Genomic DNA, 12,463 nt, shown 5'->3' with positions numbered 1-12,463 from the left:
TTAATAAGTGCTAGTACCCGACTAAATTCCCGTGGTACATATTTCCTCAAACTCAAAATATATTCATTTTACTGTTTCTTACACTTTGTTGTGTTGTTTTTATATCATTTCATAAAAATATAGAGAGATTTATCTTTCGAATAGATATCGTAGTAGATATTAGATAGCACTAGTTCCGCGCTTGCTTGATCGAACTCTTCGGGTATAGGGGTAATTGATACACCTACACCCGTATACGTATTAAGAATTATTTGGTTAATAAAATAGAGGTCGCTATTTCTCGGTATCAGTGCTCTCAGAATAGGATAGTTGATTTCACTATTTAATAATATTGGAGTTTCGTTAAAAAAACGATTCATATAGATATTTTTGTTTTCATCTGAAAGGACCGTTTTTAAATCCGTTGCTAGTATAACACTTTGTTTCTCCAAAGATTCTTTCTGGTATTCCAGGGTCACAGCATAAGTAAAAACAAAGCTTATTAAATAGTACGTAAATAATAATGAGATACCTTTACTTACCCAATTGATCGACTTAAACTCATTTTTTGAAGTCAAACGAATCATTATAATTGCTACAAAAACACCAAACCCGTAGGCATACCTAGGATTCCAAGTAGCTAAACTTTCAGAAAAAACCAATAAGACACCATAGCTAAAAACAGCTGCTAACACTAAATATAAGCAAGTTATAATAATAGTTAATATACTAGTTTTTTGCGAGGCGAACAAAGTCTTGATTAAAAATAATATAAATATCAAAGCAGTTAAAACAATCCAAATTTTAGCGCTCTGAGTTAAAATTGTACCAAAATAATTATAGATATTCTTGACAATTGTTTGAGGCATTTCAAAAATTCCAGCTATCTGAGTAGTGCCCCCACGAGAAGATAGCTCTGGATTAAACCTCATCTCGAATAAAAAGAGGAACATACCTAGAAAGTATGATACTGCTGCAATTAAGACATTACGCATCAATTCTTTAATGTTAGTATCGCTTAGCAGATCTCTCAAGCCAAGAGTAAGTACCATTACAATATAGATGCCAGAAGAAGATTGGTATGTATTGCACATAGCAAAGACACTAAAAAAAGAAAGACAGAAAAAGATAGTTTTATTGCACCACCATAAGAAAGGGAAAATAGAAAAGAAAAGACTTAAAGCCAGATAAGGGCTGTCAAATCGAAAACTGACACACTGTAAGAACCAAGGATTTAGTCCAATAATCGTTGAGCAAGCCAAAGGTACCCATTCTAATTTCTTATTATTTAAAATGTAGACTGCCAGAATACTTGTAATTGCTAGTATGCAGCCTGTCAAAATTGGCGTAGTCAAGCCCAGATCTGTTAAGTGACGACTTCCTTGGACAAACCAAGAAGCAATTTCGCTTCCCCAGCGAGAATAGCTGAAAGCAAAATCAGTTCTACCGTTCAATTGCCTAGCAGCATCATCCAAGTACGGAAAGTTTACTAGGCCTATAGCAATTAACGTCGATTGATAAATAAGAACGACCATACCTAACCTATACCTATTATCGTATAACAATTTCTTGACCTTTTTAGTTTCTTCTTTCAATATATACCACCCTACCTAAACAAACATATTATGAGTTTGATATCTGTTATCATGCGATTGTGATGCTAACTATCATTTAGAAGAGCCTAGTCTTAATTTTACTCACTATTCTTCTAATTTTTGTTTCTGTTCTATTTAACAATGTTTTTTGTTCATTCGTGCTCAGAATACTTGCCAGATGTCGAACTGCTTTTGGTTCTACTATTGTATTTTTTCTCAAATCATCTACGATATTCTTGTAGGCTATCGAAGCCTGATATTTTTTCTGAACTGTTGCAACCTGTTTCATAGCCAAATATTTTTCTTCAGAAAAGTTGTCAATCAGTTGCTTCATTTTTTTTGTAAGCTCCTCAATATCCCCCAAAGAGTACATCGTTCCAAATTCAAAAATTTCGTATGCAGATTGATGACCTGGATTGTCTGATAAAATTACAGGTATTCCATTTAATAATGCCTCAACATATACTAATCCAAAAGTTTCCATAGCTGAAGAATACACACAAATATCTTGATCGGTTAACTCTTCCCATGGATTTTTTTTGTTGCCGATGAATGTGACATTCAATAGATTATTATCATGAATATATTGACTACAAATATTTTTGTAATCTTTGTCCCAAGCACCAATGAAGACTAACTCAATTTCTGGTCGATCTAAATTTTTATAAGCTTTTATGAGTTCAAGCTGATTCTTTCGTTTAGTGATTCGACCAATCGATACAATTCTATTTTTTTGACCTATTTTCAATTTTACTGGCTTTAATTCAGTAAAAGAAATAAATTTTTTCACCTGACGCTTTGGAAACAGTTCCTGCAATGCTAGATGTAAATTACCGGTTACACAATATATTTCATCGCTATATTCAGCTATAAAATCGATTTTTTTTCGATAATAAGCAAACTCATCTGAAGGAAACTCGTGAATTAACCAATAGTGAGGCACAGATTCACACGCTGCAGCTACTGCTCCTTGAAAGACATTAACTGTATTACTAATAACATAAGAAACTTCTTCTTCTTGAATTAATTGACGAATTCGGGAAATATTTTCTCGGTAAAATACCCCTCGATCCTCAATAGATCCAGGAAGGCCACCAGGTGCATCTTCCCACCACCACTTTAAAACAGGTATAAAATGAACATGGATTCCTAACTTCTCATATTTATCATAATACTCAGTTTGAATAGCAGCATGAGTCTGTGGAGCAACATTATGCACTTCATACCCTTGCTCAACTAACAGTTTCATTAAATAAAAAATAGAAATCTCTGCACCGTTATCAAAAGTACCTGTTGGTGAGATGAATAAAACCTTTTTTGTCATTTTGACACCTCTAACATTTATGTTTACCAGTAAAAAGGGATAACCAGTAGCAGCATTATCAAGAAATTGAGCACACACATTCCAATTGTTAATCCCTCAATAAAGGTTTTTTTATAGCTTAGATTTAGTTTATCACTAAAACTAACAAACAAAGGAACAAAGAAAATAAGGAAAGGTGTGAAATATCTTCCCTGTGCACCTACAGAAATATTGGCGTTTTCTCCGAGGACTAATGGCGTCCATGCAATATACATACCTGCAATTATAGCACTGATCTGTAAAGGAACCATCAAACCTGATAAAAGACCGAAATACTTATTCAACTCAACATCAACTTTTAAAGAAAATAGCAATGCTAACAAAGCTACATCTAAGAAAATTAACCAGAGTGGCATCTGTATAGCAAAATTACCAAAGTAGCCAAACATACCAATTGTCAATATAGTATTTAAGTGACTATTTAAATTGTTAAAAAATATAGTATTGATCATTACCCTTGTAAAATGAACAATATCAAAAAATTGACCAACAACAACAAGTATAATTATAACCCCTACAATACCAGCGCCTATTAATTGAAACTTACGCTTTACAAACCAGGATGTTAAATCATCCAAGAACGTGTTGAGTCTTTTATGTGTTTCATCTAAGCGAAGGTTTAGCAATAATGGAAGCATGAGTAACATCAAATTATTTACTTTAGTTGCATATAAAGCGATAGCCCAAAGCAAAAGCTGAATCAGTTTCGTTTTTGTAAGCACTCTGTTCATAGACAGTTGAGTTAAAAAAGCAAAAAAGCCTGTAATTGCCAGATAGTTCGCAACATCATAAGATAGAGAGGCAGCTTGCTGTATCATAATAGGCAATAAGGAGATGCCAAATAAAGGCAGACGGCCATAACGCATCTTTTTTAGAATAAAATACATTCCTATGACATAAAATAGCGCATTAAACATACGACCTAAAGTTACCATAACCCCAATTGAGGGATAGATGATTCTCCCTAACAACATTCCAAAAAGCTGAGGCAAATGCATAATGTTTTTTAACCCAAATTGTAACTTGAAGTTTTCATGTTGGAAATCCTCTTTCTTGGTAAATAATTCCTTATATTCTTTTTTGTCAATCAGAGAATCACTACTGACACTATCCATCCATTTAAAGCTATCGGCAGTTTCTTCATATACAATTCCCCATGCCATTCGTGCATGGTTCATTTCATCAGGCACACGGTTAATAGGCATCACAATTATAGCTATTCCAATAAATAAAGTTGCCATTAAAGCAAAAATATTTTCAATTTTATTTATTCTCATTAACATAACCTACCAAATCATCTAGTTTATTTGATGTGACACAATGCTTCATTACGTAAAGATAGGCTGACTCTGCAATTTCTTGGCGCTTGGTATCAGATATCACTAATGCTTCTAATCTGTCAAACCAATCACCATCATTAATAACTAAGCCAGTTTGTCCATCTTGAATCATTTCTTTGAATGCGCCAATATTACTAGCTGCAGTAGGAACTTTAACTAATGCAGCTTCCAGCCATTTAATTTCTGATTTTGCTTCGTTGAAGACAGTGTTTGTTAACGGTGCTAGATTAATATCTACCTCACTAATCAATTTAGGTAATTCATGCCACTCAACATAATCATGCGTAATAATTTGGCTTTTAAAATTTTTAAGATCGTCAGGCAGAGTCAGATGACCCACCAAATGAAGTTCAACTTGTGGATATTTATTAAGTAACTTAATAAGTGCACCCTTTACCAATTCAAAATTTTCATTGTGTGTAATTGAACCTGAAAAATAGCCAATCTTTATCTTATTAGATGACAAAGTGTAATCTTTTGCGGACTTTCTACTTATCTCAATTAATTCTCGACTTGCTAAGTTACGATTTAAAAGTACAGTTTTTTGATAGTCATACAACTCTTCTTGAAGTTTTGTCGTGGATGTGACCGCTCCATCGCACAACTTCAACATGCGTCCATAGCCGTCAACATTTGCATCATAATTCCCTTTTTCAACTTTGGATAAGTTTTTAGTATAATCCAACAAATCAGTGTATTTAGTATCAATCACTAGATCATCAATATCATATAAGACAGTTTTATCGAACTGTTTTGCTAATCTGCATAGTTCTGCTAATATATCGCTATAACCACAGCGATATATTATAATTAGACTAGCAAATTCAGCATCAAGGAGTTGAAATCTCGAAATTCCTACAACTTTTACATTAAATCCAAACGAGCGAAGTTGTTCGGCTTTATTTAAAACTCGATACCTTGTACACTGTGGAATCTTATTTTCTACGCCATCAATAATCAAGATATATTTTTCCTTTTCTTTTGACTTAATGTCTTGAAGAATTTCATGCACAATACGAATGGGATACGTAGTGTTGTTCTCAATATATTGAATCAAACTAGGAATTTCGGTTTTTCGATCTAATCCTTGCCATAAGAACTTATCATTGTTGTAATTTTTAAACGCAGAGTACTTAACTAAGGGAACTCCCTCTTTTAACATGCGTAATGGATGAATATATATCCCACTATCTTCGTTATTACTCACTAATGCATCATGTTTAAATCCCAAATCCGAAAAATGTTTAGTAAAAACTGTCTCATGGAGTCCTACAGCTTTATTACGAGAATCTGTATCTTGCAATTCATCCCAATATTTATAAAAGCTTTGGTGGTCAAACATACTCTTCTCAATAACTAAGAAATAAGACTGCAAATGAACGGGTATGAATTTATATGGATTGTATCCTGTAATGTCAGGCTGTTCTTCACCATAAGAAATTCCCCAAAAATCCAATTTTCGTTTAGCCATTTCTTTAAAACTATTTGCTAGATCAAACATTGGTCCTACATTGGTATCATTTACCAAGAGTATCTCATCAAACTGTCTGAGCTTATCTGCTCCTGTGAAACGAATTCCATAACGAAAAGCCGCTGCGTCGTATCCTTGGTTTTCACGGCAAATAACTTGTCCACAATTCTTGAGCTTTCCGATATCTTCAGAAGGTAGTTCTCCATTAACCACAATTAACACCTCTGTAGAAAGTTCTTTCAAAGCATTTAAAAAAAGCAGCTTGTACTCTTGCAAATGTTTTTGCTCTTCGTAAATGACATAAATTAAATAACGTTTTGGATTATTATATTCGTTTTGATTACGTCTAACTGCCCGTAACTGTTTCAATACAAGCTTTTGCGGTTTTGGTATTTTCTTTAAACACTTCAAAAGAAAGGACGTGCCTTTTTTTATCACCTTTTTCATCAATCGAGGTTCTCTAGCAACCACTACAGCATACTTAATAGGTTTAATAATCATATTTCCTACACGATAAGAAGCAGTATTTAGAATCAACTGTTTATCTTGAATTACTAGCTGATTCATTTGATACATCTGTTCATTTTGTTCTTTGAGTTTTTTATTCTCATCTTCTAATTCTTTAACATAATCTGTTATGTCTGAAAGATGGTTAATCAGCTCTGCTATTCTAGTTTCTAAGATTAAATCATTGTTTTTGATTGCTTGAAATACTTCATCCGAGTAAGTCAGTATATGTTTTTTTAAAATATATAAATAGATACGGTAAAAGTATTCACGAGATAAATGGTCATCTTTTCTAGAAATTGAACTGTCCAAAACACGATAATTCAATTTGTTTTGTTTAGCGTAAAAAGGAAGAGCACCGTTTTCAAATATTAATTGCATTATAAAATCATAATCTTCTAAAAACTCACGATTTAACTGCAAATCATATCGTGTCTCTCCAATAATAGATCGACGTATTAATGACGTATTACTAATGTAGTTCCCTTGAAGAAAAGTGATTTTATCGAATGGTTTAGCTTTCATATGAATCATTTGTGTATCTATATCTGCTAAATCGCAATAAACAATATCTGCGGATTTGGTCTTTGCTACTTCGACCAAGTTAGCTACAAAATCTGAGTCAATATAATCATCACTATCAATAAACAACAGGTATTCACCCGTTGCCCATTCTAGTCCTCGATTTCTAGTAACACATACGCCTGAATTATTTTGCGTCAGATATTCTGTTACTTCGAAAGGAGAATCATGTAAGGTATGTTTGATTATCAGATCAGAAGCATCAGAGGATCCATCATCGATCACCAGCAACTCAATTTTTTTGTAAGTCTGAGAAAAAATGCTTCTTAAGCATTCTTCTATGTATTGTCCATGATTGTAACTGGTTACGATGATCGAAACAATATTGTTCATCTAATGTTGCTCCCTTTCACTTCAATTTATTTTTCAAATTCCCATTTTCCATTTCGTGTCAATATACCTGTACTTGAATCACGGGCGCTCTCACTCAATCCTACTTTCGGTGTCAAGACTATGATTGGGGAGTTTGTCGCATCACTAAACACCAACGGTTCAGACTTTTCGTTTCGAACAGATACTGTCAACTGCAATTTACATTGATTTATTTTATCTAGTTCACATTTATATCGCATACGTTTTATTCCAGAACCTTTTGTCATGCGCTCCATTGAATTGTCATTGTACATCCAAACATTTCTATCGATATCAGTTAAAGAAAAGGCAATATAAGTATCTATAGCTTTGTCAACCTCATAGGTGACTTCAAACTCAACATAACGATCTTCAGAATCTAATAAGTCTTTACTCAACAGTTTTACCTGCAGATTTTTAACATTACTTACCTCTTGATTACTCTTACCTTCACCCTCTATTACTGTAGATGATCCGGATTCAAAAACGTTGTCTAGTGAATATTGGTTTGCAACTTCGTCAGGTGTTCCTAACACTTTAACTTCACCTTTATCAATCATTAATGCGCGGTTGCAATATTTCCTAACAGCTTCCATCGAATGAGTAACTAAAATGATCGTCTTTTTCTCTTTTCGAGCTTGCATAAAATAATCATTGCATTTTCTTTGAAAAGCTTCATCACCTACGGCTAGAACTTCATCTAAGACTAAAATGTCACTTTTGGCTTGGATAGCTACCGAAAAAGCTAACCGCACCTGCATACCACTAGAATAATTTTTCAATTTCTGACTCATAAATTCTGATAGTTCAGCAAAGTCAACAATATCATTATACATTTCATCAATCTCTTTTTCTGAGAATCCTAGCATTGCGCCATTTAAGTAAACATTCTCACGTCCAGTTAATTCTGGGTTAAAGCCTACACCTAATTCAATAAACGAAACCAGCTTTCCATCTATCTCAACAGCTCCCTTTTCAGGAACATAAATCTGAGATATGATTTTTAGTAAGGTTGACTTTCCACTACCGTTTCTTCCTACAACTCCGAAAAAATCTCCTTTGTTCACTTCAAAAGAGATATCTCTTAAAACATTTTGTTCACGATAGCCTTTCACACCTTTAAAATAATTTACTAGTGTTCGTTTCAAACTCGTGGTACTCTCCGTTGGCAAACGAAAAGACTTACTCACATGCTCTACCTTTACTGCTACTTCATTATTCATCATTAAATAATCTCCGCAAACTTTTTAGAATTTTTATTAAAAATAGCAATTCCTATAATCAATACTAAAAATGGTATTATATATGGAATGACAACAATAGCTTTATGATCAATCAATTGCCAAGTAGTAATATTCACTGTACTAGTAAGTAAATACCGCATATCTTGAATAATCTGTGCCATAGGATTTAGCATTAACAATTTTGCGATCGTTTCACTTTTATCTAAGACTAATGTAACTGGGTAAATCATAGGTGTCATATACATTCCAATTTGTAAGAAAACCTCCCAAATTGGCCCGATATCACGAAAACGAACATATATTGTTGCTAAAATAAAAGCTACACCTAAAGAGAACGCATAAAGTTCTATTAATAATAACGGCACTACAACAGCATAACTTGAAATATCAACACCATTAATTAATCCAAAGATCGAAACTATTATAAAGCTGATCATTAAGTTAATAAATGCATTAATCGATACGGATAAAACGATAATTTGAGTAGGAAAGCTCAGTTTCCGCAACAAGTCACCACGTCCAACAATGGACATCATTCCAAGATTAGTTGTTTCCGTAAAGAAATTCCATAAAACCATTCCAAGTAACAACGCCACTGCAAAATGTGGCACATCTTGACCAAATCTTAAAAAATAAATAAATACTACATACATCACAGCAAAAAGCATTAATGGCTTTAAAACAGACCAGATATATCCAATTACACTTCCCTGGTATCTTAATTTAAAGTCAGTTTTAACCAACTCTTTTAGAAGTATCCTATTTTTTCTTTCAAACATAAATCATGGGCTCCTTATCATTTGCAACTTAAACGCTTCTTTAAATAAATTACTAGCAAAAGCAATGTTTTAATCTTTAGAATTATACTTGAAAAAGTATAGCTTCACAACTGTACAATGGTTTTCTTTCCCAATCCTTCATAATTGAATTCTACGTACTTTTCACAAATCTTGGATAGTTTAAAATTTTATAGAGGTGTTTCCCATACTATTTAAGATACGTTAAATGTTTTATTACAAAGTATCCTATTTTTTTACTAAACTTTTTTGTCTTAGCAATTAAAAAAGACTTAAGACAAAATTTAATTTTACTTTGTCGAAAGCCCTCTGTTGTGATCACACAGTTCTCGTAGAGACTTAAACCTTTGACTGTAGGTTTTAGTCTTGATATTTGTTTGAATTAAGTCTCCGCTGGTTCAAAATCACTAAAAGCTAATCCTAGAAAAGCAAAAATAACAGGTATCCACGGAGCGATAACTAAGCTATCCTCCATCATTGAATAGACTAAAATCGCAAAGAAAGCAAACAAGCTACTAACTTGTAATTTAGTCAAATAGTACTCAGTTCGAACAAGCTGAGAAATCCCGTAAGAAATAGTACCAAAAAGTAGTAGATACCCTGTTATCCCAAATGTTGATAGCGCATAGAGAAATGAATTATGTGTCCCTAAATGCTTTTCGGAGAAAGTAAAAGGTCCCATACCGATTTTTACTTGGGAAGAATCACCTAACCATTGAGCGAAGAAATTTTTCCAAATATTCTCTCGCCCAGTGAAAATGTCCACTGAGCTACTTTCAGCTAAAAAGTAGACGATAAAAGGTATGACGATAAAAAAGAGCGGGTAGAAAGCCACCCAGAGCCTATTCTCTTGAAAAAAAGCTTTGGACAAACAGTTATCAAGTACCAAAAACACCAGCAATACAATTGATGACGTCCTAGATTGACAAGCCCAAGTTCCAATGAATCCAAGAATATATATTATGATGATTAAAACATTTAAATATCTTTTTTCAAACGACTTAAGTAAGATAGCTGATAGCATAGTACTAAAAAGAATACTTGCTCCAATTGTATTCACATTAATCCAAATTTTGGCTAGCTTATTACTATTTTCGATAAACTCTTCAAAAGTTAAAACTTTAGGTAATTCCACCGATAATTTATACAACGTTAGAAATAAAATAATCATAATAGCTCCACAAAAAATCAAACGATCCACTTTATCCAGTGGACGAACTTTATAGGAAATCAGTAGAAAAAGGATAACAGAAATCACAATATTGATTTCAAAAGAATCTACATTTCTAGTACTACCTGTGAACACAAAAAAACAACTAGAGAAGATAGCTATAATCACCATAATCCAGTCAGACACCATTAATTTCTTTACGTTCAATAATATAATTATCGAAAAAATAACGTATTGGTATACAGCCATGTGATTAAATATGTTTAGAGTTTTGTCGTTATCAATACCCAGATACCAAAACGAAAAAGATACAATTGTTGGTAATATCAGCAAAATATGTTGTAGCCGATTTGACAATTTTTCCATTCTCATTCCATCCTTTTTTCACGAATTTGCTGCCAAGTAATTTTAGAAAAATTAAATTTAAACGTTGCTAGTTGCTTAAAACAGCGAAACCATAACTGCCTTCTATACATTCGAAAAAGGTTATTTTGATATTTACTGTAAAAAAACATCTCAGCTTCTATAATTTTCTTATAACGCTTTTTTGTCAAAGTTTTATAGTCTAAGACAGATAGTTGATGCTGTATTTCCGTATGCAAAATATTTATTTTATAATTTTCCTGATACACCCTCCAGCAAAGCCAATGATCTAAATAGTCTAATGAAAATAGCTCGTTATACCCACCGATTTTTTCTAAAAAATCAAGTGAAATCGCTGCAGCTGAATTAATAACCATTATTCGTTCACTGTATGTTTCTCCTCCTTTTGGCAAAGAGGTATGTAAAGGACGTAAAGTATCACTTCTTACTGGTGAGACTTGCTGATCATTGTCTTGGATAACCGGTGCAATGATTGCCATTGTTTCATCAGCATCCATTATTGACGCTATCATTTCTTTGAAATAATCAACCGTCAAATTAGTATCTTGATCCAAAGTAACTAACCACTTGCACCCCGCTGTGAGGCTTTGCGGCCAGACAAAATTATATGCCTTTGCTAACCCTTGATTTCCATGAGCGTAGTGGTAAGTAAAACGCTCGTCTGTAAATACGGGTGTATCTTCTACCGAGCTGTTATCAACTATCGTTACTTTTCGCAATTCGGGAAAAGGATTGGAAGCAAGGATTTGCTGCAGGCTTTGTACTGTTAGGGAATCAGTAACTGTTACCTGATATAACACAACAACCATATCGAACAAATCTCTTACCTCCTTCTACTTTATTTTTCTAGCTTAAGAAATTGTTCTAAAGCCTCTTGCCAAGTTGGAATTTCAAAGCCTAACTCTTTAGCTTTACTCAAATCCATAACCGAATATTGTGGTCGTTTTGCTTTTTGTGGATATTCCTCAGAAGTAACTGGTGAAATTTCTACATCTGTATCCTTCAAAATTTCTTTGGCAAACTCATACCACGAGCAGCTATTTTCGTTTGATAGATGATATACTCCGAAAGGTGCCTCTTTTTCAATGACAAAGGCCATGAACTCAGCTAATGTTCTCGTCCAAGTTGGTCGACCGAATTGATCATTCACAACTGTTAGTTGTTTATGCGTTTGAGCTAAACGTTGCATGGTATAAACAAAATTATGCCCATAAATACCAAACACCCAAGAAGTACGAATAATATAATAGTCTTCCATTATTTCTTGAACTGCTTTTTCGCCTAACCATTTGGTACGGCCATATTCACTTTGAGGGTTGGTGGTGTCATCCACTTGGTACATTCCGTCTTTTCGAGTACCGTCAAAAACGTAATCTGTGCTAATATAGACTAATTTTGAACCTGCTGCTTTTGCTGCATTTGCAACATTGCGGGTACCATCAACGTTAATTTTTTCGTCTAATTCTTTGCCTTCATCTTCTGCTTTGTCAACTGCTGTATAGGCCGCACAGTGATAAACTAATTCTGGCTTCAACTCCGTAATATAAGCCATTGTTTTATCAGCGTCAGTAATATCTAAAACATCTGCGTCTGTTGAAATATATTCCCAGCCTTTTTCATCTAACAGTTTTCTTAGTTCCGTTCCTAATTGTCCATTACCGCCTGTTAATAAGATCATT

The 12,463-nt window shown here is 33.6% G+C and carries 9 protein-coding genes; all 9 read right to left on the bottom strand.

Translation table 11 applies throughout. The annotated features are described in order from the left end of the window. Nucleotides 1-104: 104 nt before the first annotated feature. Complete coding sequence (locus IGI42_RS16030) at nucleotides 105-1,574, bottom strand: glucosyltransferase domain-containing protein (RefSeq protein WP_438716871.1); 1,470 nt, start codon at nucleotides 1,572-1,574, stop codon at nucleotides 105-107. A 76-nt stretch (nucleotides 1,575-1,650) separates the two neighbouring features. Beyond that, a complete protein-coding gene (locus IGI42_RS16025; RefSeq protein ID WP_438716870.1) occupies nucleotides 1,651-2,898 on the bottom strand; it encodes a glycosyltransferase family 4 protein in 1,248 nt (415 codons plus the stop codon). A 23-nt stretch (nucleotides 2,899-2,921) separates the two neighbouring features. Next, on the bottom strand, nucleotides 2,922-4,214 hold the full coding sequence (locus IGI42_RS16020) for a DUF2142 domain-containing protein (RefSeq protein ID WP_438716869.1): 1,293 nt from the start codon (nucleotides 4,212-4,214) through the stop codon (nucleotides 2,922-2,924). Next, entirely contained in the window at nucleotides 4,201-7,170 is a 2,970-nt protein-coding gene (locus IGI42_RS16015; protein ID WP_438716868.1) for a rhamnan synthesis F family protein, read from the bottom strand. Before IGI42_RS16015 ends, IGI42_RS16020 begins: the two co-directional genes overlap by 14 nt. Before the next feature lie 26 nt (nucleotides 7,171-7,196). After that, complete coding sequence (locus IGI42_RS16010; RefSeq protein ID WP_438717063.1) at nucleotides 7,197-8,411, bottom strand: ABC transporter ATP-binding protein; 1,215 nt, start codon at nucleotides 8,409-8,411, stop codon at nucleotides 7,197-7,199. Nucleotides 8,412-8,413: 2 nt separating this feature from the next. After that, on the bottom strand, nucleotides 8,414-9,211 hold the full coding sequence (locus tag IGI42_RS16005) for an ABC transporter permease (protein ID WP_438716867.1): 798 nt from the start codon (nucleotides 9,209-9,211) through the stop codon (nucleotides 8,414-8,416). Between the two features lie 400 nt (nucleotides 9,212-9,611). Next, nucleotides 9,612-10,766, bottom strand: a complete 1,155-nt coding sequence (locus tag IGI42_RS16000; RefSeq protein WP_438716866.1) for an EpaQ family protein — start codon at nucleotides 10,764-10,766, stop codon at nucleotides 9,612-9,614. A 2-nt stretch (nucleotides 10,767-10,768) separates the two neighbouring features. Then, a complete protein-coding gene (locus IGI42_RS15995) occupies nucleotides 10,769-11,593 on the bottom strand; it encodes a glycosyltransferase family 2 protein (protein ID WP_438717062.1) in 825 nt (274 codons plus the stop codon). Nucleotides 11,594-11,622: 29 nt separating this feature from the next. Continuing rightward, nucleotides 11,623-12,462, bottom strand: a complete 840-nt coding sequence (gene rfbD / locus IGI42_RS15990) for a dTDP-4-dehydrorhamnose reductase (protein WP_438716865.1) — start codon at nucleotides 12,460-12,462, stop codon at nucleotides 11,623-11,625. Nucleotide 12,463 lies beyond the last annotated feature (1 nt).

The sequence above is a fragment of the Enterococcus sp. AZ109 genome (assembly GCF_051714625.1).
Lineage (GTDB): Bacteria > Bacillota > Bacilli > Lactobacillales > Enterococcaceae > Enterococcus_A.
Note: the sequence above shows the minus strand (reverse complement) of the source record. Positions and strands in the feature narration are given on the sequence as shown.

Excerpts from the sequence above, each read along its gene's own strand:
- IGI42_RS16025 (WP_438716870.1), bottom strand. The coding sequence starts at position 2,898 with ATGACAAAAAAGGTTTTATTCATCTCACCAACAGGTACTTTTGATAAC.
- IGI42_RS16020 (WP_438716869.1), bottom strand. The coding sequence starts at position 4,214 with ATGAGAATAAATAAAATTGAAAATATTTTTGCTTTAATGGCAACTTTA.
- IGI42_RS16015 (WP_438716868.1), bottom strand. The coding sequence starts at position 7,170 with ATGAACAATATTGTTTCGATCATCGTAACCAGTTACAATCATGGACAA.
- IGI42_RS16010 (WP_438717063.1), bottom strand. The coding sequence starts at position 8,411 with ATGAATAATGAAGTAGCAGTAAAGGTAGAGCATGTGAGTAAGTCTTTT.
- IGI42_RS16005 (WP_438716867.1), bottom strand. The coding sequence starts at position 9,211 with ATGTTTGAAAGAAAAAATAGGATACTTCTAAAAGAGTTGGTTAAAACT.
- IGI42_RS16000 (WP_438716866.1), bottom strand. The coding sequence starts at position 10,766 with ATGGAAAAATTGTCAAATCGGCTACAACATATTTTGCTGATATTACCA.
- IGI42_RS15995 (WP_438717062.1), bottom strand. The coding sequence starts at position 11,593 with ATGGTTGTTGTGTTATATCAGGTAACAGTTACTGATTCCCTAACAGTA.
- rfbD (WP_438716865.1), bottom strand. The coding sequence starts at position 12,462 with ATGATCTTATTAACAGGCGGTAATGGACAATTAGGAACGGAACTAAGA.